This window comes from Paraburkholderia fungorum, from assembly GCF_003610895.1.
GTDB lineage: Bacteria > Pseudomonadota > Gammaproteobacteria > Burkholderiales > Burkholderiaceae > Paraburkholderia > Paraburkholderia fungorum_B.
In genome coordinates, this window is the sequence record NZ_MCAS01000068.1 from 101,126 (window position 1) to 122,635 (window position 21,510).

Annotated in this window: 18 protein-coding genes and 1 pseudogene; 10 read left to right on the plus strand and 9 right to left on the minus strand. The window is 61.3% G+C overall.

The genetic code is table 11. The annotated features are described in order from the left end of the window. Nucleotides 1–138: 138 nt before the first annotated feature. The 3 genes and pseudogenes from BCY88_RS37450 to BCY88_RS37460 form a co-directional block, all read right to left on the minus strand. Complete coding sequence (locus tag BCY88_RS37450; protein WP_120349112.1) at nucleotides 139–1,818, minus strand: ABC-F family ATP-binding cassette domain-containing protein; 1,680 nt, start codon at nucleotides 1,816–1,818, stop codon at nucleotides 139–141. 162 nt (nucleotides 1,819–1,980) lie between these two features. Beyond that, nucleotides 1,981–2,130 (minus strand): annotated as a pseudogene (locus BCY88_RS37455) (oxidoreductase); the annotation flags it as partial. 3 nt (nucleotides 2,131–2,133) lie between these two features. Further along, nucleotides 2,134–3,435 carry an SGNH/GDSL hydrolase family protein gene (locus tag BCY88_RS37460; protein WP_120349113.1) on the minus strand — a complete coding sequence of 434 codons (1,302 nt, stop codon included), beginning with the start codon at nucleotides 3,433–3,435 and terminating at the stop codon, nucleotides 2,134–2,136. A gap of 111 nt (nucleotides 3,436–3,546) precedes the next feature. On the opposite strand from BCY88_RS37460, the gene BCY88_RS37465 reads away from it, so the two are divergent. After that, a complete protein-coding gene (locus BCY88_RS37465) occupies nucleotides 3,547–4,458 on the plus strand; it encodes a LysR family transcriptional regulator (protein WP_120349114.1) in 912 nt (303 codons plus the stop codon). Between the two features lie 88 nt (nucleotides 4,459–4,546). Here the strand turns inward: BCY88_RS37465 and BCY88_RS37470 are convergent, their stop codons facing one another. Together BCY88_RS37470 and BCY88_RS37475 are read right to left on the minus strand one after the other, a co-directional pair. Next, nucleotides 4,547–6,820 (minus strand): xanthine dehydrogenase family protein molybdopterin-binding subunit, encoded by a 2,274-nt coding sequence (locus BCY88_RS37470; protein WP_120349115.1) that lies wholly within the window; start codon nucleotides 6,818–6,820, stop codon nucleotides 4,547–4,549. Nucleotide 6,821: 1 nt separating this feature from the next. After that, complete coding sequence (locus BCY88_RS37475) at nucleotides 6,822–7,352, minus strand: (2Fe-2S)-binding protein (protein ID WP_120349116.1); 531 nt, start codon at nucleotides 7,350–7,352, stop codon at nucleotides 6,822–6,824. Nucleotides 7,353–7,502: 150 nt separating this feature from the next. Here BCY88_RS37475 and BCY88_RS37480 point away from each other — a divergent pair, with 150 nt between their 5' ends. Next, entirely contained in the window at nucleotides 7,503–8,399 is an 897-nt protein-coding gene (locus tag BCY88_RS37480; protein WP_120349117.1) for a LysR substrate-binding domain-containing protein, read from the plus strand. A gap of 8 nt (nucleotides 8,400–8,407) precedes the next feature. Here the strand turns inward: BCY88_RS37480 and BCY88_RS37485 are convergent, their stop codons facing one another. Continuing rightward, nucleotides 8,408–9,313 (minus strand): LysR substrate-binding domain-containing protein, encoded by a 906-nt coding sequence (locus tag BCY88_RS37485; RefSeq protein WP_120349118.1) that lies wholly within the window; start codon nucleotides 9,311–9,313, stop codon nucleotides 8,408–8,410. A 242-nt stretch (nucleotides 9,314–9,555) separates the two neighbouring features. Between BCY88_RS37485 and BCY88_RS37490 the strand changes: the two genes are divergently transcribed. From BCY88_RS37490 to BCY88_RS37525, 8 genes are all read left to right on the plus strand, one after another. Then, nucleotides 9,556–10,521 (plus strand): amidohydrolase family protein, encoded by a 966-nt coding sequence (locus BCY88_RS37490; protein WP_120349119.1) that lies wholly within the window; start codon nucleotides 9,556–9,558, stop codon nucleotides 10,519–10,521. Next, a complete protein-coding gene (locus tag BCY88_RS37495; protein WP_120349120.1) occupies nucleotides 10,521–11,447 on the plus strand; it encodes an amidohydrolase family protein in 927 nt (308 codons plus the stop codon). The genes BCY88_RS37490 and BCY88_RS37495 overlap by 1 nt, the downstream gene beginning before the upstream one ends. 94 nt (nucleotides 11,448–11,541) lie before the next feature. Continuing rightward, the gene (locus BCY88_RS37500; protein WP_120349121.1) at nucleotides 11,542–12,939 is read left to right on the plus strand and encodes a UbiD family decarboxylase; all 1,398 of its coding nucleotides are present in this window, start codon (nucleotides 11,542–11,544) and stop codon (nucleotides 12,937–12,939) included. After that, nucleotides 12,936–13,550 (plus strand): UbiX family flavin prenyltransferase, encoded by a 615-nt coding sequence (locus BCY88_RS37505; RefSeq protein ID WP_120349122.1) that lies wholly within the window; start codon nucleotides 12,936–12,938, stop codon nucleotides 13,548–13,550. Before BCY88_RS37500 ends, BCY88_RS37505 begins: the two co-directional genes overlap by 4 nt. 64 nt (nucleotides 13,551–13,614) lie before the next feature. Further along, the gene (locus tag BCY88_RS37510) at nucleotides 13,615–14,724 is read left to right on the plus strand and encodes a CobW family GTP-binding protein (RefSeq protein ID WP_120349123.1); all 1,110 of its coding nucleotides are present in this window, start codon (nucleotides 13,615–13,617) and stop codon (nucleotides 14,722–14,724) included. Nucleotides 14,725–14,879: 155 nt separating this feature from the next. Continuing rightward, nucleotides 14,880–16,229 (plus strand): nucleobase:cation symporter-2 family protein, encoded by a 1,350-nt coding sequence (locus tag BCY88_RS37515; RefSeq protein WP_120349124.1) that lies wholly within the window; start codon nucleotides 14,880–14,882, stop codon nucleotides 16,227–16,229. A gap of 101 nt (nucleotides 16,230–16,330) precedes the next feature. Continuing rightward, a complete protein-coding gene (locus BCY88_RS37520; RefSeq protein WP_404935765.1) occupies nucleotides 16,331–17,710 on the plus strand; it encodes an isoxanthopterin deaminase in 1,380 nt (459 codons plus the stop codon). 37 nt (nucleotides 17,711–17,747) lie between these two features. Continuing rightward, nucleotides 17,748–18,479 carry a maleate cis-trans isomerase family protein gene (locus BCY88_RS37525; RefSeq protein WP_120349126.1) on the plus strand — a complete coding sequence of 244 codons (732 nt, stop codon included), beginning with the start codon at nucleotides 17,748–17,750 and terminating at the stop codon, nucleotides 18,477–18,479. Between the two features lie 82 nt (nucleotides 18,480–18,561). On the opposite strand, the gene cyoD is transcribed toward BCY88_RS37525, so the two are convergent. From cyoD to cyoB, 3 genes are read right to left on the minus strand one after another with little or no spacing between them, the layout of a single operon-like run. After that, complete coding sequence (gene cyoD / locus BCY88_RS37530; protein WP_120349127.1) at nucleotides 18,562–18,891, minus strand: cytochrome o ubiquinol oxidase subunit IV; 330 nt, start codon at nucleotides 18,889–18,891, stop codon at nucleotides 18,562–18,564. Beyond that, complete coding sequence (cyoC, locus tag BCY88_RS37535) at nucleotides 18,892–19,500, minus strand: cytochrome o ubiquinol oxidase subunit III (protein WP_120349128.1); 609 nt, start codon at nucleotides 19,498–19,500, stop codon at nucleotides 18,892–18,894. After that, nucleotides 19,500–21,509 (minus strand): cytochrome o ubiquinol oxidase subunit I, encoded by a 2,010-nt coding sequence (gene cyoB, locus BCY88_RS37540; protein ID WP_120349129.1) that lies wholly within the window; start codon nucleotides 21,507–21,509, stop codon nucleotides 19,500–19,502. The genes cyoC and cyoB overlap by 1 nt, the downstream gene beginning before the upstream one ends. Between the last annotated feature and the right edge of the window lies 1 nt (nucleotide 21,510).

Genomic DNA, 21,510 nt, shown 5'->3' on the forward strand with positions numbered 1-21,510 from the left:
GACAGAGCTCACCAACGTATCGAACTGATTCTGGTGCGCCCAGTCGGCGGGGCTTAGGCGTCTTGATTAATTCGGCATTGCTTCCTCGTGATGCGAGCGCTATCGCAGCTTCCGAACTGCAACTGCCACGGAGTTAATTCAGGCGACGGCCTTCTGCTCCCCGGCAGCTTGCTCGCGCATACGACGTGCTTCTTCGCGCAGGAACTGCTGGTAGTCGTCCAGATCGCCGTCGAAGGGCTCGACGCCACCCTTGGTAACGAGCCAGAACTCGTCACATACCGCGCGCAGCAGGGACCGGTCGTGACTGACCAGCAACACTGTGCCTTCGAATTCGTTGAGTGCCATGCCTAGCGCTTCGCGTGTGGCCAGGTCGAGGTGGTTGGTAGGCTCGTCGAGCAGCAGCAGGTTGGGGCGCTGCCACACGATCATGCACAACACGAGCCGCGCCTTTTCGCCGCCGCTCATCGTGCCGACCGCCTGATGGACCATGTCGCCACTGAAGTTGAAGGTGCCGAGGAAGGTACGAAGCGATTGTTCCGTGCCGCTCTGACCGGGGGCACGCAGGTGCGCAGGCGTGTCCTTGGCAAGGCGGATCATGTGTTCCAGCGGCGTGTCGAGGGGACGCAGTACGTCGAGCTCCTGCTGTGCGAAGTAGCCGATGTTCAGGCCTTTGCCTTCGCTGATTTCGCCGGCAATCGGCGCCAGCTCGTGCGCCACCGTCTTCACCAGCGTCGACTTGCCCTGACCGTTGGCACCGAGAATGCCGATGCGCTGCCCAGCCAGCACGGAGCGGTTGATGCCCCGCACAATGACCGTTGGCGGCGTGTCCGGCGCTGCGTCGGTCGGCGCGGGATAGCCGAAGCTCGCGTCCAGCATCGACAAAAGCGGGTTCGGGACGTTGAGCGGCTCCTTGAACTCGAAGGTGAACTCCGCGTCGGCAAGCACCGGTGCGATCTTCTCCATGCGTTCGAGCGCCTTGACCCGGCTCTGCGCCTGCTTCGCCTTCGAGGCCTTGGCCTTGAAACGGTCGATGAACTTCTGCAGGTGGGCGATCTTGTCCGCCTGCCTGGCCACCGCGGCCTGCTGCAACACGAGTTGCTCGGCGCGCATCTCTTCGAACTTGCTGTAGTTGCCGCCATAACGCACCAGCTTGGCGTTGTCGACGTGCACGGTCACCTGCGTCACCGCGTCGAGGAATTCGCGGTCGTGGCTGATCACGACCATGGTTCCTTCGTAGCGCTTGAGCCACGCTTCCAGCCAGACCAACGCGTCCAGATCCAGGTGATTGGTCGGTTCGTCGAGCAAAAGCAGATCGGACGGGCACATGAGCGCGCGCGCCAGTTGCAGTCGCATGCGCCAGCCGCCGGAGAAACTGTTGACCGGCTGGTCGAGCTGCGCGGCACTGAAGCCCAGGCCCAGGATCAGCGCCTGGGCACGCGCGGGGGCATCATGCGCGCCGGCGTCGTGCAGGGCCATGTAGGCGTGCGCCATGCGCATGCCGTCGTCGCTGGCCTCAGCGGCGGCTACTTCGGCCTGCGCGGCCAGCAGTATGGTGTCACCGTCGATGACGAAGTCGGTCGCACTTTGTTCGGTCTCCGGCATCTCCTGCGCGACCTGGCCCATTTTCCATGCAGCGGGAATCGAGAACTCGCCGCCATCTTCGTGCAACGTGCCGTTGAGAAGGCCGAAGAAAGATGATTTGCCGGCGCCATTGCGGCCGACAAGGCCAATCTTTTCGCCGGGGGTGAAGGTGACGGACGCGCGGTCGAGTACGACATTGACGCCGCGGCGCAGGGTGACATTACGGACGGAAATCATAAGGAGCTACTTCGGAGAGGATAGGCATGATAGCCGACCGGACGTACACGGCTGCCTCTTTTCTGGCCGCACGAGGGAAGAGCCGCTTGCGCTTTGCGGCGCCCACCGGCCGCAAAGCGAGGCGGGCACTGGCGCTCAGGGCGATCCGGCTGCGGGGTCAGCGATCAGCCCGGCCGTGGCGCGCTGCGCGTAATACTCGGCCATCAATGCAGTGGGCACATTACCGGCACCTGCACGTGAGCGGGTCATGGGCGGCATGACAATACGATTGGGCAACTCCAGGTTGCCCATACGGTAAGGCGTGAACAACACGATTCAGCGCTCCTGTGAGTGGGTGCGGCCGCTGCCGGACAGCAAGACTTCCAGATCGACGGTCTCGGCCATTACGCGGTTGCCTTCGTCGCCCGGATGCAGGTGATCGCCGGAATCGAAAAGCGTGCCGATGCGGGTCGGATGAGCGGGATCGCGTAGTGCCGCATCAAAGTCGATGACGGCATCGAATGCGCCGCTGTGACGAATCCACTCGTTCACCTGCTGACGCAAAGCCTCCTTGGCGGGCTGGTAGTAGTTATCCAGCGGTGTGCCGGGCAACGCGCCTTCGAAGGGCGTGAGCGTCGCGCCAATCACGCGCACGCCACGGTTATGGGCTTGCTCGATCAGTTGGCGATAGCCCGCCGTGAGCGCGTCCAGCGCCGGACGCGAACTGGTTGGCGCAAAGGCCGTCCCTGGCCAGGAAATGTCGTTGATCCCCAGCATCACAATGACGCTCTGCACACCCGGCTGGGCGAGAGCATCCCGGTCGAACCGCGCCAACGCGTTGACGCCCATGCCATCAGACAACAGGCGCGCGCCGGAGATACCTGCATTGATGACCGCCACCCCATGCGGCGCCAATCGCGCGGCGAGGAAATCAGGCCACCGGCTGTCGTTGTCCAGGCTGGCCGTGGCGCCGTCCGTGATGGAATCGCCGATGACCGCGATCGTGCGCGTGGTTGGTGTGGCCTCGACGAGAATCCCGGTCAGCAGCGGGCGCGCTGTAGTGTGCTCAAAATGAGGACCGGATTCGTCCAGTTTCGCGGCAGCAGTCTGGTCGTTGGAAGCGATCCAGCCGGTTTGACGACCATCCCAATGGAAGGTGGACATCGGCGTTTCTTCCGGCAAATACACGCTCACCGCGACCTGCCCAAGCGCGGGCACGGACAACGCAACAGGGTCGCTGACCAACGACGCGCCAGGCAGGATCGTCGCAATTTTTTGCCCGCCAAAGGTGGCGGTGTGCAGGCTGTCGGCGAACACGGCGCCGCCCGCGGCCGGCAGCCCGATCGTGGCCTTACCCACGGTGACCGGCTGCTTTCCAAAGGCATTGGACAACACGATGCGCACGCGCGGCCCTCCCAGACTGACACGAGCCACCTGACGCACCGTCTGGTCATGTAGCGCGGCAGGAACGTTGGTGGGAAACAGGAAATCCGCGTCCCATACCGGCTGCGGACTGGCGGTCCAACTGGCTACCCAGTTGGAATCGGCGGCGTTGGCGCGGCCAGCAGGAACAATTGCGCCGGCCGTAAGCGCGAAGGCCAACACGGCGCATGTCGATGGCCTGGAGAGTTTTTTCATATCAGTGAATTCAATGGCGGCATGAGCGTCAATGATGAATTCAACGACGAATATCGAATAGACTGTCCCCAGTAAAAATATTTGTGAGTTGAATTCACCTAGGAGGCCGACATGGCTCGTCTTGAGGTCAACCGATCTGGCGAACTGGAAGTGTTCGTCCGTGTAATTGAGCTGGGCGGTTTCTCGGCGGCTGCCCGTGTCTGCGGGATGACGCCATCTGCCGTCAGCAAGCTGGTCGGACGCATGGAACAACGCCTTGGAACGCGGCTGATCAACCGATCCACGCGGCAGCTTCTACTTACTCCCGAAGGCTGCGCTTTTTATGAGCGCGGCAGGCGTGTGCTGGCCGATCTGGACGAAGCGGAGCGTTGCGCCAGCGCACACATCACGCCCAGGGGCAGACTGCGGGTGAACGCGAACGTGCCGTTCGGACACCACTTCCTGCTACCGCTTGCGCCGGAATTCCTGGAGCGCTATCCCGATGTCACACTGGACATCGTGCTGACCGATGAGGTCATCGACATTCTGGAGCAGCGTACCGACGTGGCGGTTCGTGCAGGCCCACTCAAAAGTTCCAGCCTCATGGCACGCAAGCTCGGTCAGACACGCATGGTCATTGTCGGAGCACCCGGCTACCTGGCGCGTCACGGCACACCCTCCACGCCAGATGAGCTGCGCCGGCACAACCTCCTCGGGGCGAACTACGTGCGCGCCCAGCCCGGCTGGCCCCTGCGGCACGAAGGTACGGATGCGGTGCTTCCCGTAACTGGAAACGCCCAAGCCAGTGACGGTGAAGCCTTGCATCGTCTGGCGCTCGCCGGGTTGGGCCTGGCGCGCCTTGCCGCCTTCCAGGTTCGGGAAGACATTGCTGCCGGCCGCCTGTCGCCAGTGCTCGAAGCATTCAATCCAAACGATGTTGAAGAAGTCCATGCCGTCTTCGTCGGACAAGGTGGCTACCTGCCCATGAGAGCGCGAGCTTTTCTGGATTTCCTCGCGGAACGGGTCAACATCTGCGAACACTGATTCTGTTTGACATAGAGGGGGACGCTATATGCGAATGTCAGGAAGGCGACCCGCAACGCCACCACCTGAGCGCCCCACCACTGTCCACTCAAACCTTCACTTTCCCGCCGGCCTTCCCAAGCGTCCCGATCTTCTCAAGATCAAACGGCGTATCTCTAACCCTCTTCCCCGTCAACCTGAACACCGCATTAGCCACCGCCGGCGCCACCGAAGGACTCGATAACTCCCCCACGCCGCCAGGTTTCGCGGGATCCCCCTGCACGATCAGAATATCCACCTCCGGCATATCACTCATCCGCATCACGCGATACGAATCAAAGTTTTTCTGCTCCACCTGCCCATGCCGAATATCGATGCGATCCGCCGTCGCGTGTCCTAGCCCCCACATCAGCCCGCCATACAGTTGTTCTTCAACCCCACCCGGCGACACGGCCAGCCCGCAATCCGCCACACAGGTCAGCTTCTCCACCACAACCGCGTCACCCTTCCTAACAACTCGCGCTACGACGGCAACATAGCTGCTATACGCCTGATTCGTCGCAATACCCAACGCCGTACCAGCCGGCAGCGCCTTTCCCCACCCAGCCCGCTGCGCCGCCTCGCGCAACACCGCCTTATGCCGCGGGTCCTTCATATACGCAAGCCGGAACTCAATCGGATCGCGCTGCGCGGCATGCGCGGCTTCATCCATGAAAGATTCCACCGCGAACACGTTCGGGATATAACTCACCGCGCGATACCAACCTGTCGGCACACCGGTTTCATGACGCACCCAACCAATATCCACGTGCGGCGCATCGTAAGCGAACTCATACTTGCTGATCGCTTCGGTAGTGCTGTAATCCATCCGGTCCGGACGATCGAAATAACCCGGCTCCCATTGTTCCGGCGAAGCGGGCATCACCGCGCGCAACTGCAATGTAGTGAGGTTGCCATGCGCATCAAAAGCGGCCTTGGCGCGGTGATAACTCGCCGAGTGATAAAAGAGCGCACGCATTTCATCTTCGCGGCTGTTCATCAGCTTGACCGGCTTGCCGACTTTCAACGCAAGCCATGTCACTTCGAATAGCCAATACTTCGATTCACGCGAACCGAAGCTGCCGCCCGACACAAGCTCATGCAGCACAACGCGTTCAGCAGGAATCCCACCAATCACCTCAGCCGCTTCCTGCACCGTTGAAGGCACTTGCAACCCACCCCAGTACTCAATGTGGCCGTCTTTAGCCCAGGCAGTGACATTGATCGGTTCAAGCGCGTTTTGCGCCTTATAGGGCATCGAATAGGACGCCTCGATCACCCGCGCGCCATGTGGCCATGCCGTCTTCGCGTCACCGGTTTGAATCGTCGGCACAACATGCGCGACAGGATCATCGAGCCACGCAGCCTGACGCGCGGCGAGCGTACTACTGTCGAAGGTCTCCAGCGGACTGTCTTCCCACTCAACCTTCAGCGCAGCCTGACCTTGATGCGCCGACCAGTAATCATCGGCCAACACGGCGACGCCCGCCTGGTTGCCGCCGAGAAGATCAGGACGGCCAGGAATCTGCAACACCTGCCGCACGCCCGGCACGGCTAACGCGGCCTTCGCATCAACACTCCGCACGCGTGCATCGATCACCGGTGCACGCGTGACAACCGCCACCAGCATGTCCGGCAACGACACGTCGATGCTGTACGGAAACGCCCCTCTCGCTTTCAGATCGGCACCACGCTTTTTCTGCAGTTTGCCGATGTATTTGAACTGCGACGGGTCTTTCAACACGACATCTTTCGGCGCGGGCAACTGCGCTGCCACACTCGCCAGCGAGCCATAGTTCGCGCGCTTACCGCTGGCCTTATCGACAACAAAACCGTTCTCCGTCGAACAGGAAGACGGCGCCACATTCCATTGTTTCGCAGCAGCACCAATCAACATCGCACGCGCGGTCGCGCCGGCACGCCGCAAGCGCTCGTATTCAAGCGAGACGCTCGTGCTGCCACCTGTCGAAAACACCTTCCACAGCGGATGAATATAGTCGCCGAAGAACGGATTCTCCGGCGTGATCACCTCCACGCGAAACGGATCGACATCGAGTTCTTCCGCAACCACGGCAGCCAGCGCGGTTCGCGTACCCGTGCCCGAATCGTGCTTATGAACCACAAGCTTGATCGTATCGTCGGGCAGTACACGCACCCACGCGTTCGGTTCGAATTCGCCGGGTTGAGGTTTCGGGTCGCCGCTCGCGTTCGCATCCGCGGCAAATGCTTCAGGCAATTGAAACCCGATAGCGAGACCCGAGGCCAACAACGCCGAGCTTTGTTTGATGAAGCGTCGGCGTGCGGCACCATGCGCATCTTTCAGCGCCTGTTTATCGTTGTGCATGTCAAACCTCCTCGTTAGCGGAGGCGGAGGTAGGGGAGCAGACTAATGCGCACGCCGGCGCAACCGACGCCAATGCCGCATCGCCCGAAGCCGCACGCTTGATCGCCTTCCTGATCCGCGAGTAGGTCCCGCAGCGGCAGATATTGCCGGACATCGCCGTGGCAATCGTTTCATCGTTGACAGTCGGCTTATCCTTCAGAAACGAGGCCGCCTGCATCAACTGACCGGATTGACAGTAGCCGCATTGCGGCACGTCCTCTGCCACCCACGCGAGTTGCAGCGGATGTGTACCGTCTTTCGACAATCCCTCGTTCGTCGTGATGCGCTTGCCCGCCACCGCGGCAATCGGCAACAAACAGGAGCGCACGGCCTCGCCTTCCAGATGCACCGTACACGCGCCGCAAAACCCGCCGCCACAGCCGAATTTCGTACCTGTCAATTTGAGCCGGTCGCGCAACACCCACAACAGGGGCATGTCTTCCGGTACATTGTCGAGCGAGTGCTGCGTGTCGTTGACCACGATCTCGATCATGCGTGTCTCCTGAATGTTGTTGTGCAGCGCGGCGTGAGGCAGCGTGGAGTACGTGCCGCCAGGGCCGGGTGCTTGCGGTCATTATTGAAAGCCGTTAAACACAACGCCAGCGACGATTTCTTCCATCACCCGTAAGTCCGGCTAACACCCATGTTGAAGCGCTACCCTTCCATTCAGTCGATGCAGGCCTTTCTGCAAGCGGCGCGCGTCGGCAGCTTTTCGAGCGCGGCGCGCCAGTTGTCGCTCACGCACAGCGCGATCAGCCAGCAGATCCGCACGCTCGAGGAGTTCGTCGGGCAACCCCTGTTCGTGCGCGAGAGCGGCCGCGTGGTGCTCACGGATGCGGGCGTGCTGTTCGCCAACCAGCTGGCGGATGGTTTCGAGCAGATCGATCGCGCGTTGTCGTCGGTGAAGGAGCGCATGGTCAAGCAGTCGATCACGCTCGATGTCGATCCCGAACTTGCGCAGAGTTGGCTGGTGGCGCGCTTGCCCACGTTGCTCGGCGCATTGAGCGGTACGTCGCTCACCGTGCTGTCCACGCCGCGCTACGAGCGCAGCGCGTTCGACCGCGTGGATATCGCGCTGCGGTACGGGTATGGGGAATGGGATGGCTTCGAAAACGCGCTGATCTGCGGCGATCGATTGACTGCCGTGGGTTCGCCCGCGCTGCTTCAGGCGCGCGGGCTGGGCCTGCCGCTCACGCCGGAACAGGTGCTCGATTTACCCTTGCTCGGCTACACGAAACGCTCGTGGATTCCGTGGCTCACCGCGGCAGGCTTGCCGGCGGTCGAACCGGATGCCGTCGCCGTGTTCGACAACGCAGCAGGGCTGATTGCAGCCGCCAGCGCGGGTGTAGGTGCCGGCCTGGCGCGCGGCCTGCTCGCAGCGGACGCGCGACGCGCGGGGAATCTGGTCGAACTCACCCAGGTGGAAATTCCGACGCATTACAACCTGTATGCCGTATGGCCGCGCGAGAAAGCTGAACGCGTCGCGCCGTTAATCGATGTGATTCGCGAGCTGGTCGCGCAGGCGGTCGGCGCGCACTAGCGTTAAGCTCAGCCGCTCTGCGCATTCATGTCCATGCTGGTGGCCACCTCGCGCATCGTGTCAAGAAACAGCGAAAGCACCGGCGACGCATCCTCAGCACGATAGCGCGCATGCAACGACACCTCCGGACGAGGTGCTGCCAGCGACACGAAGGCGACGCCGCCGGTCGTCAATTGCCGAGCCGAGGAAGGCAGCAGCGCCACGCCCAGGCCCTCGCGCACCAGACACAGCAGCGTATGCACCTCGACCACCTCCTGTTCTATCTGCGGTGTAAACCCTGCCTCGACACAACAGTCCTGCAGAAAGCGCGCAAGCTGCGACTGCCGCAAACCGAACGACACAAACCGCTCGGTCTCCAACTCCCTCAACGCGATCTCCTCACGCGCGGCAAGCCGATGCCCTAACGGCAGCGCCACCACCGCCGATTCGCGCATCACCACTTCACTGCGAATTTCCGGGTCCTCGTGCGACACCCGGAAAAAGCACACATCGAGGCGCCGCTCCTTGAGCGCGAGAATCTGCGCAGCGGGTGTCATCTCATGCAGCGTCCACTGCACCTGCGGATGTTTCTCCGCAAATACCCGTAGCGCACGCGGAATCGGCTCGACCATCGCCGAGCTGATGATGCCGATCTCGAGACTGCCCACCTCACCGCGTCCCGCGCAACGCGTCAGATCGATCGCGCGTTCGAACTGCGCGAAGATCAGCGGCACCTGCTCTTTAAGTGTTTTCCCTGCATCAGTGAGTTCGACACGGTGCTGCGAGCGCATGAACAACGCAGTGCCCATCTCCTCTTCAAGGATACGAATCTGCTGACTGAGAGGTGGCTGCGAAATGTGCAGCCGCGCGGCTGCCCGGCCGAAATGCAGTTCGTCGGCAAGTACCGCGAAGTAACGCAACAGCCGGATGTCCATATCGCAAACGTATCAAGATCGTGGTTAAAAAATATTGTACAGAGCGTTTTTATCTTGTGAGACTGCATCGCAAGCAGCAGTGCACATCAGTGTGACACTCGATGCCGGCGAGGGGAAGGCGCTCAAAAATGGCGCCTTGCAAAGGGCCGCATGGGCAAGCCCGTCTGGGCTCCGTTCCATCGATGCGCCTGCCCGCGATCCGGCAACTGGATACACCAGTTCCTCTCAAGGAGATCGAGTACATGATCATCGACACCAGCTGTTATCCGACCAATCTGGTCGACCTCGCCTGGCGCCACGACGGCGAGCCATTTACCGGTGAGCGTCTGATCGCAACGATGGACGGGCCGTACCTCATCAACGGCAAGCCGCGCCGCATCGACAAGGCATTCATTCAGCCGCCGCAAGGCAACACGATCTATACGTGGACCGACGGCAACCGCACGGGACGCGAGTCGATCGACGACTACATGGCGTACACCGTCGAAATGACGCAGAAGTACCCGGACCGTCTGATCGGTTGCTTCGTCTACAACCCGCGTTGCGGCCCGGAGAACGGCGCCGAAGCAATCGAGTTCTACGCGAAGGAACACGGCTTCAAGATGGTGCAGCTGCAGGCCAATATGCACGCCTATCGTCCCGACCGCGCGCTCGACTGGCTGCGGCCCGCATTGCGTAAATGCGCGGACCTGGGCCTGCTCGTGAAGCTGCACACCGGCGACGGGCCGTACAGCATTCCGAGCGAATGGTACCCGCTGATCCGCGAATTCCCGTCGGTGAATTTCATCATGGCGCACTTCGGTGTGCAGACCGGTGGCGTGTATTGCTTCGAGCCGTATCAAATGGCGCTCGATACACCGAACGTGTATTGCGAATCGAGCTGGTGCCTGCAATCGCGGATCGTGGAATTCGCGAAGGTGCTGCCGACCCACAAGATTCTCTACGGCTCGGACACGCCGCCGAACGAACCCGGCATGTGGCTGCGATTGCTCGAAGTGTTGTGTCACGAACCGCCGCAAGGCCTGAATCTCGACGAAGACACGCTCGAGGATTATCTCGGCAACAACCTCGCCCGCATGATCGGCATCGAGCCGAGCGCGCCGCCGCGAAGCGTCGAAGAAGCGCAAGCCTATCTGAAACACCATGCCGGCGCGTCGCACAAACACGCCGCCCAGGCATCACAAGCAGCCTACGCAGGAGCCCGCTGATGATCATCGATACCCATCTGCACCCGACCAATCTCGTCGACGAAGCGTGGCGCCACACCGGCGAGCCGTTCACCGGCGAACGCATGCTGAAGATGATGGACGGTCCGTACATCATCAACGGCAAGCCGCGCCGCATCGACATGGGCTTCATTCAGCCGCCGCCGGGCAACACCGGCTATCGCGACGGCAATCGCCGCGGCCGTGAAGGCATTCGCGATTACATGTCGTATATCGCCGAGCTGACGCAGAAGTACCCGGATCGGTTTATCGGCAACTTCACGTACAACCCGCGCTGGGGCCCGGAGAACGGCGCGGCCGAACTCGAATTCCACGTGAAGGAGTACGGCTTCAAGATGCTCAAGCTGCACGCGAACATGCACGGCTATCGGCCGGATCGCGCGCTCGACTGGCTGCGCCCGGCAATGAAGAAGTGTGCGGAGCTCGGCGTGGTGGTGCTGATTCACACCGGCGACGGACCGTACACGATTCCGACGCAGTTCTATCCAATCATCCGCGAGTTCCCGATGGTGAACTTCATCATCGGTCACTTCGGGATTCAAACGGGCGGTAACTACTCGTTCGAAGCGTTCTGGATGGCGATGGATACACCGAACGTGTATTGCGAATCGGGCTGGTGCTATCAGTCGCGCATCGTCGAATTCGCTCGTGAACTGCCGCGCAACAAGATCGTGTTCGGTACCGATTCGCCACCGAATGAGCCGGGCATGTGGCTGCGCGAGCTCGAAATGTTGTGTGGACCGGCGCCGCAAGGTATGGATCTGGACGAAGACGGTCTCGAAGACTACATGGGCAACAACATCGCCCGCCTGGTCGGCATCGAACCCACCAAGCCGCCGAAGGATCTGGCTGAAGCGGAAAAGCGCTTGAAGGCGACCTACGTGAATGACGTAACGCAGCCTGCCTGACGCGTTTAGCGCTTGCTGTAAGGCAGGCGCGGCTCACACCGCGCCTGCCGGTCCCGACAGTCCGCTTTCGTTATCGCTTTCGACGGAGTTCACTATGGCGGATAACCTCTTCCGCGCCACGCAGGATTTTCATCGCTTTGCTCATGCGTATCGCGAGCAGTTTCCCGACGACGTATTGACTATTCAGCAACCGGTGGCGGCGGATCAGGACGTCACCGCTATCGTGGCCGAATTGGCCTCACGCGGACGGCATGACATGTTGATCTGCGAAAAGGTCGACGGTATCGCGACACCGCTGGTCACCAATTTCTTCGCTTCACGCACGCGTATTGGCCGCTTGTTCGACGTCGATGCGTCTGGCTTGTTCGACGCCTACCAGCAGCGTGCGAATGCACCCATCGCGCCGGTTTTCGTGCCGACCGGTCCGGTTCTCGACCAGGTTATCGAAGGCGACGCCGTCGATCTCGCGCAACTGCCGATGATCCGCCACTTCGATACCGATCGTGGTCCCTACATCACCAACGCGGTAATCGTCGCCGAAGACCCCGTGACGGGCGTGGCGAACCTGAGCTATCACCGTTCGATGCGGCATGCCCGCAACGCGCTCGCAACCAGCCTGCATTCGCGCGGCCATCTCTGGCGCATGCTGCAAACCGCCAAAGCGCGCGGCGACACCTTGAAGGTCGCGATGGTGATCGGCGCGCATCCGTTGTTCATGCTGGCCGCTGCGGCGCGGGTGCCTTTCGGCACAGATGAGCGCGCCATTGCAGGGGGATTATTCGGTGCGCCGCTGCAACTGGTCCGCACACCGCGATATGGAATCGGCGTGCCCGCTTCCGCCGAGTTTGTGCTGGAAGGCACGATCGATCCCGACGCTCATGCAGAAGAAGGTCCGTTCGGCGAATTCACGGGCTATTCATCGGACCGCTCGACCAACAACGTGCTGCGCGTCGACACGATGATGCGGCGTAACGATGCATGGCTTGTCGATGTCGTCGGTGGTCCGTACGCCGAGCATCTGACGCTGGCCCGCTTGCCGCGCGAAGCGGAAATGAGCGAGAAGCTGAAGGCGCGCTTTCCTGCCGTTACCGCACTGCACTACCCGAACTCGGGCACGCACTTTCACTGCTACGTCGCACTGAATCAATCGCGCGACGGCGAAGCACGTCAGATCATGCTCGCGCTGCTCGGCTGGGACCCGTATTTGAAGAACGTGGTGGCGGTGGATAGCGACATCGACATCACCAACGATTCGCAAGTGCTGTGGGCCATCGCCACGCATTTCCAGCCGCATCAGGACATATTTATCGTCGACGGTTTGCCGGGCAGTCCGCTCGACCCGTCTTCGTCCGCGGCGGGCACCACGTCGCGCATGGGCATCGATGCGACGCGCGGTTCCCACTTCGACGGCATCCGCGCGAAGATCAGCGAGAGCGCCATGCAACACGCCGTCGATATCCTGGCCCGCGCCAGCGCCGGAGCCCGACCATGACCCCGCGGCGACTCGTTGTCGGCATCAGCGGTGCGTCCGGTTTCACGTACGGCGTGCGTCTGCTGCAACTGCTGCGTGAACTCGGCATCGAAACGCATCTGACCGTTTCGCGCAGCGCCCTGCTGACCATGACGCACGAAACCGACTACAAGTTCGCCGAAGTCAGTGCCCTCGCCAGCTTCACCTACCGTTGCGACGACATGGCCGCGGCGATCTCCAGCGGCTCGTTCCGCTCGCTGGGCATGATCGTCGCGCCGTGTTCGATGAAGACGCTTGCCGAAATTGCCAGCGGCATGTCGTCCAGCCTGATCTCGCGCGCCGCCGACGTCACGTTGAAAGAGCGCCGCCCTCTGGTGCTGCTGGCACGCGAGACGCCTTATACGCTGGCGCATCTGCGCAACATGATCGCCGTCACCGAAATGGGCGCGATCGTCGCTCCGCCCGTGCCGGCGTTTTACGCGCGCCCGGTTTCACTCGACCAGATGATCGATCACACGCTTGGCCGTGTACTCGATCTGTTCGGTCTCGAAGCGGGCACCGTCAAACGCTGGCGGGAGCAGGACATATCAACCGAAGTGGAAACGCAAACACACGCACCGCATATCGCCTGACAAGTAAAGACGCACGAGTAGAACCGCACGAACCGCAGCACGACCGAAGAAACGGAGATGAGTCATGAATCACATTCACACCACCCACAACGAAATCGAGAAAATCCCCGTCACGGTGCTGACCGGCTTTCTCGGCGCCGGCAAAACAACGCTGCTCAACTACATTCTTCGTGAGAAGCACGGCCGCAAAATCGCGGTAATCGAAAACGAGTTCGGCGAGATCGGCATCGACGGTGGTCTCGTACTCGAATCGACCGAAGAGATCTACGAAATGACCAATGGCTGCGTCTGCTGCGTCGGCGCAGTGCGCGAAGACCTGGTGCGGATCGTGCGCATGCTGGTGGAACGGCCGGACCGGCTCGATCACATCATCGTCGAAACGAGTGGGCTTGCCGATCCGTATCCCGTTGCGCAGACTTTCTTCCTCGACGATCCGATCGCGAAGCAGGTAACGTTGGACGCGGTCGTCACAATGGTGGACGCCAAGCACATCGCCGCGCATCTGGACGATCTGGTGCTCGACGGCAGCGATAACCAGGCGGTCGATCAGATCGTCTGCGCGGACCGTATCGTGATCAATAAGGTCGATCTGGTGAGCGTGGCAGATGTTGCCTCGCTGACGCAGCGCATTCGCGGCTTGAACGCCACGGCGGAGATCGTCGAATCGAGCTACGCCCAGATCGATCTCGACAGGATTCTCGGTGTCGGTGCAAATGAGTTCTCGCAGATTCTCGTGGAGACGGATGGCTTGCAGGAAGAAGAGCACGGCCACACGCATCACCACAACGAGCATGACGAGCACGCAGCACACCACGATCATGAACACGCCCATCATGACGACGATCACGACGACCACCAGCACGACGAGAGCGTGTCCTCGGTCGGCATCGAAGTCGATGCCGACATCGATCTCGACGCCCTGCAAGTCTGGCTCACCGAACTGCGCAGGTCCGACGCCACCAACCTGTTCCGTATGAAAGGCATTCTCGCTTTGCAAGGCCAGTCGCACCGCTATGTGCTGCAAGGCGTGCACAACGTGATCGAACTTCGCGCGGCGCAGGTGTGGGGCGCTGAACCACGCTCATGCCGCATTGTATTCATCGGACGCGATCTCGATCGCGCCGCGCTGACCGACCGCTTCCATGCCTGTCTTGCCGTGCCAATTACGGCCTGACGGGAGATTCGGCCGGCGCGCGAAGTGATGCTGCACGGCAAGGCCGTGCGGCGCGTTCTGGCCAGAAACCGAAAATCGCTGTGCTGCGACTGGAGTGAGTGATTTGCATGGGACCCACTTCAGCCGACAGCTTTGCGTGACAAAGGAGACACGTCATGAACACCGCCATACATCCCGTCGATCGGATTCTGCCGAAGCGTCAGATGATCACGCTCGGATTGCAGCACATGCTAGTGGCTTACATCGGCGCGATTGCTGTTCCGTTGATCGTCGCGTCGGCACTGAAGATGTCGCCCGCCGATACCACCGTCCTCATCAGCACCGCCCTGTTCTGCTCGGGCATCTCGACGATCCTGCAGACCGTCGGCGTCTGGAAGTTCGGCGTGCGCCTGCCGATTCTGCAAGGCGTCGCCTTCAGCAGCGTCGGGCCGGTTATCGCAATCGGCCTGAGTCCGGGTGTCGGCTTCGCCGGTGTGTGCGGCGCGGTGATTGGCGCAGGTCTCTTCACGATGTTCGCCGCGCCCCTCGTGGGACGCTTACGAAGATTCTTCCCACCCGTGGTGACCGGCTGCATCGTGACCGTGATCGGTTTGCAGCTGTTCCCCGTGGCGTACCAATGGGCCGGTGGCGGGGAGGCTGCGCAGCAGCAGTTCGGCGCGTTGCCCTTCCTGAGCGTCACGCTGTTCGTCGCCATAGTGATTCTCGGGATCAACCGCTTTGCCGGCCCGTTCCTGCGCAATCTCTCGGTGCTGATCGGCTTGATCGCGGGCGGCATTCTGGCGTGTGCGCTCGGCATGGGTAACTTCACGAGCGTGAGCGCCGCGCCGTGGTTCACGCTGCCCATGCCGTTTCACTTCGGCACGCCCGTGTTTTCGGTGGTGCCGGTGCTGACGATGATCGTCGTGATGGTGGTGCAGATGGTCGAATCGATGGGACTGTTCGTCGCCATCGGTGACATCGTCGACAAGGACGTGAGCGAGGAAGACGTAGTGCGCGGCATGCGTGCGAATGGTCTGGCGAGCGCGATTGCCGGCATGTTCGCGGCGTTCCCCTTCATCGCTTTCATGGAGAACGTCGGCCTCGTGATCTTGACCGGCGTGCGCAGCCGCTGGGTGGTGGCGATCAGCGGCGTGCTGATGTGCGTGGTGGCGCTGGTGCCGAAGATCGGCGCGGTGGTCGCGTCGACGCCCGCAGCCGCGCTCGGTGGCGCCGGTATCGCGATGTTCGGCGTGGTGGTGGCTGCCGGTGTGCAAACGCTCGCGAAGGTGGACTTCGAGGGCAATCGCTACAACGTGCTGATTGTCGGCTTCACGATCGCCACCGCACTGATTCCGGTGATGGCGCCGCAAGTCTTCAAGCACATGCCCGACTGGACACAACCCTTTTTGCATAGCGGAGTGGTGCTGGCGTGTCTGGTGTCGGTCGTGCTGAACGCGGTGTTGAACGGCGCGCACGAAGAAGAAAAAGTCGTCGAGACACATAGCAATCTGGTGCGCGAATCCTAGTGAGCGGATAAGCGATCGAGGCCGCAGGACGAGCGCGGCCGTCGAGCCTCTGTGCAACGGCGGCCGCTTCGAAGTATCTGAGAGGACATTGAATCGTGAGCATGCAAACTGAAGCGTTGCTGATCAAGAACCCCGCCGCGGTGATGAGTGGCTTGAGCGGCGGCGCGGCGCGCTTAGGCCAGGTCGATCTGCGGGTTCGCAACGGCCGTATCGAGACCATTGCGCCGAATCTGGAGCCGCGCGCCGATGAACGCGTGATCGATGCGCGCTCATGCGTCGTCTATCCGGGTTGGGTGAATACCCACCACCATCTGTTCCAGAACCTGCTGAAGGCGGTGCCGTCCGGCATCAACGCCGATTTGCAGGAATGGCTGGCGGCTGTACCGTATCCGCGGCTTGCGCGCTTCACGCCGGATCTGGCGCGAGTCGCCGCGCGCTTAGGTTTGGCCGAGTTGTTGTTGTCCGGCGTGACGACCTGCGCCGATCACCACTACCTGTATCACGCGGACGGCACAACGGAAACCGGCGATCTGCTCTTCGACGAAGCGGCCTCGTTCGGCATGCGCTTCGTGCTGTGCCGCGGCGGCGCGTTGCAGGCGGCGGGCGATCATCCTGGGTTTTCCAAAGTCGCGCTCAAGCCGGAAACGCTCGATCAGATGCTGGCGGATATCGAGCGTCTGAAGTCGCGCTATCACGATGCGGGTGCGGCTTCGATGCGTCGCGTCGTTGTTGCGCCGACCACGCCCACATTTTCACTGCCGCCGGAATTGCTGCCCGAAGTCGCGCGCGCGGCGCGGCGCATGGGTCTCAGGTTGCACACGCATCTTTCCGAAACCACCCGCTACGTCGACTTCTGCAAGGAGCGCTTCAACAAACTGCCGGTCGAGTTCGTCGCCGATCACGAATGGCTCGGGCCGGACGTCTGGTTCGCCCATCTTGTGCATCTGCAAGCAAGCGAGATCGCCATGCTTGCCGAAACCGGCAGCGGCTGCGCGCACTGTCCGGTGAGCAATGCGCGCCTTGGCAGCGGCATTGCACCGGCCCCGCAAATGGCGGCGGCGGGCGTGCCGATGTCGCTCGCCGTAGACGGCGTCGCCTCGAACGAATCCGGCAGCATGACCAACGAAGCGCACTTCGCCTGGCTAGTGCATCGCGCGGCGCAGGGTGCGTCGGCGACCACCGTCGAAGAGACGATTCATTGGGGCAGCGCGGGCGGCGCGGGTGTGCTCGGCCTGGATGCGGTCGGCACGCTTGAAGTGGGCAAGGCGGCGGACTTCGTGCTTTACGACGTCAGCGATCTGCGCTTTAACGGTTTCCATGATGTAGCCGTGGCGCCGGTGACGGCGGGTGAACCCGCGCGGGTTCGCTACAATGTCGTGAACGGTCGCGTCGTGGTGGATAACGGCGTAATTCCGGGCCTCGATCTCGAACGGCTTCGCCATGAAGCGGCCGAGGGCGTGAAGCAACTACTCGCCGACTAAGCCACGCACGCACGCAGGACCATAGGAACACGCCGCAATGCGACACGAAAGAATCCGGCTCGGCATTCTCACGCCTTCGTCGAACACGGTTTTAGAGCCTTTGACCGCAGCGATGCTCAGCGAACTGCCGCACGTCAGCGCACACTTCGCGCGCTTCACGGTCACGGAGATCGCGCTATCGGAGCATGCGCTCGGTCAGTTCGACGCGAGCCGGATTCTGGCCGCGGCGGATCAGCTGGCGGATGCGCGTGTGGATGTGATCGGCTGGAGCGGCACGTCGGCCGGCTGGCTCGGCTTCGAGCGCGATCAGGCGTTGTGCCGCCACATCACCGAAGCGACCGGCATTCCCGCGACGACCTCGGTGTTGGCGCTCAACGAAATCCTCGCCAAAACCAGTGTCCGGCGGCTGGGTCTGGTGTCGCCGTATCTCGATGAGGTTCAGCAACGGATTGTGCGCAACTACGAGAAGCTCGGGATCGAATGTGTCTCGGAACGCCACCTCGGCTTGCAGGACAATTTCAGTTTCGCTGAAGTGCCGGATGCACAGTTGGCAATCATGATGCGTGAGGCGGCATTTGCAAGACCCGATGCGGTGACGACCTTCTGCACGAATCTGCACGCGGCGCATCTGGTGCGTGCGTTTGAGATGGCTACCGATATTCCCGCTTACGACACGGTGGCCACGGTGGTTTGGAAGGCGTTGAGGATGCTGGAGGTGGATACGGCGCCACTCGCCAGTTGGGGCCGGTTGTTTACCGACGTCGTGTAACGCTGCAGGGTCAGGGCACCGCGACGGCCTACCGGGTTTCGCGCGCCACCCCAACCCTCAATCCCGCATGTGCCAGTGCGAGTTAGCGTGACATCATGTTCATGCTTACGTTGTGCATCACCCACACCGTGCCGCCAATCAGAATGATCGCGGCGACCGCGGTATAGCACAGCGCCATCACATTCCACCGTTGACCGGACGACGTGTTCAGATGCAGGAAGAACACCAGATGAACGACGATCTGCGCAAGCGCAAGCACGGCCAGCACAATCATTGCGGAACGCGGCTCGAGCATGCCATTCATCACCAACCCGAACGACGCCGCAGTCAACACCACAGCCAGTACGAATCCGATGATATAGCCCGAGAGACTTCCGTGCCCTTCTTCATGAAGTGATTGCGTATGAGCCATTTAGAGCACGCTCCCAAGATAGACAAACGAAAACACGCAGATCCACACAATGTCCAGAAAGTGCCAGAAGAGACTTAGGCAAGTGAGGCGCGTAATCTCGCGCTCGGACATCTCCGGCTTGAGGACAATCTGTACAGCAAGCACGGCCATCCAGATGAGACCCACGGTGACATGCAAGCCGTGTGTGCCGACAAGGGTGAAAAACGATGAAAAGAACGCGCTGCGACCAGGACCCGCGCCTTCAGCGATCAGGTGCGAAAACTCCTGTACTTCGAACCAGAGAAACGCCAGACCCAGCACAAACGTAACTGCCAGCCACCCGAGCACGACGCCGGACTTGCGTTTGTGTGCGCCGAGCATCGCGAAGCCGTAGGTGATACTGCTAAGCAGCAGCACGGCGGTTTCCAGCGCGACGCCCGGAATATCGAACAGATCCTTGCCTGTCGGGCCGCCCGCGAACTGATGCGCCATCACGGCAAACACCGCGAATAGCGACGCGAACAGCACGCAGTCGGTCATCAGATACAGCCAGAACCCGAATACCGAATGGGACGGCGCGTGTTCGCTTTCCAGCTCGCCCAGCGCGGCAAAATTGGTTTTCTGCAACATCAGTTGACCTCCGCAGCGGCAAGCCGCTCGTGACGCTTCGTTTCGCTTGCCTTGCCGCCCTTCTCTTCCGTCTTCCGGACTGTCTCCGCCGAAATGTAATAACCCTCGTTGTCGCCGAAGCTGCGCCCGATCACCGTCGCCATGATCGCGACGAGCGCTGCCACCGCGAGCCATGTGATATGCCAGACCCCCGCGAAGCCCAGCAACAGGCTGAAGATGCCGATAAAGAACCCAGCGCTGGTATTCGACGGCATATGAATCTCGCTGTACACGACATCCTTGCCAAGGCCTCGTCCCGTTTCCTTCATGTGGGTGAACGCGTCGAGTTCATGCACCACCGGGATCGTGGCAAAGTTGTAGACCGGCGGAGGCGACGATGTGGCCCATTCGAGCGTGCGGCCGTCCCACGGATCGCCCGTGACATCGCGGTACGCCGGCAGCTTGCGATTGCGCACGCTCACCACCACCTGCAGCACCTGGCAGACCACGCCGAGCGCGATCAACACCACGCCACACGCCGCGACAATCAGCAGCGGATGCCAGGCCGGGTTGTCGTAGTGATTCAGACGGCGTGTCATGCCCATGAAGCCAAGCACATAGAGCGGCATGAACGACACATAGAAGCCGACGAACCAGAACCAGAATGCGGCCTTGCCGAGTTTCTCGTTCAGCTTGATGCCGAACACCTTCGGGAACCAGTAGTGAACACCGGCCAGGTAGCCGAACACCACCCCGCCGATAATGGCGTTATGGAAGTGGGCAATCAGGAACAGACTGTTGTGCAGGACGAAGTCGGCACCGGGAATCGCCATCATCACACCAGTCATGCCGCCGATCGTGAAGGTGATCATGAAACCGATCGTCCACAGCACCGGGGTGGTGAATTCGAGGCGCCCGCGATAGATCGTGAACAGCCAGTTGAATATCTTCACGCCGGTCGGAATGGCAATGACCATGGTCATAATGCCGAAGAACGCGTTGACGTCCGCACCCGAGCCCATCGTGAAGAAGTGATGCAGCCAGACGAGGAATGCCAGCACCGTGATCACGCAAGTGGCGTAGACCATGGTCTTGTAGCCGAACAGCGGTTTCCTCGCGAAGGTGGCGATCACTTCCGAATAGATACCAAACGCCGGCAGAACCAGAATATAGACCTCGGGGTGCCCCCAGGCCCAGATCAGGTTCAGATACATCATGGCGTTGCCGCCGCCGTCATTCGTGAAGAAGTGCATGCCGAGGTAGCGGTCCAGACCGAGCAGCGCGAGCGCAACGGTGAGAATCGGGAACGTTGCCATGATCAACACGTTCGAACACAGCGCAGTCCAGGTAAACACCGGCATCTTCATCAGCGACATGCCGGGCGCACGCATCCGGATGATGGTGACGAAGAAGTTGATCGCGGTAATCAGCGTGCCCACGCCCGATAACTGCAGACTCCAGATGTAATAGTCCACCCCCACACCCGGACTGAACTGAAGTTCCGAAAGCGGCGGATACGCGAGCCAGCCCACCTGCGCAAACTCACCAATCACGAGCGACAGGTTCATCAGGATGGCGCTAATCGCGGTCATCCAGAAACTGAGCGAGTTCAGGAACGGGAACGCCACGTCGCGCGCCCCGATCTGCAGCGGCACGATCAGATTGAAGAGGCCGACCATCAGCGCCATCGCCATGAAGAAGATCATGATGACGCCGTGCGCCGTAAAGATCTGGTCGTAGTGATGCGGCGGCAGATAACCCGGCGAATCAAAGGCAAGCGCGAGTTGCAAACGCATCATCACCGCGTCGGCAAAACCGCGCAGCAGCATCAGGACCGCGACCACGATATACATCACACCGATCTTCTTGTGATCGACGCTGGTAAGCCATTCGCTCCAAAGCCATTTCCACTTGCCGAACCACGTCAATGCACCGAACGTGGCGAGGACAATGATCGCCATCAGGGCGCCCGCGCCCATGATGATGGGCTGATCGAACGGAATCGCCGAAAGTGTCAGTTTTCCGAACATG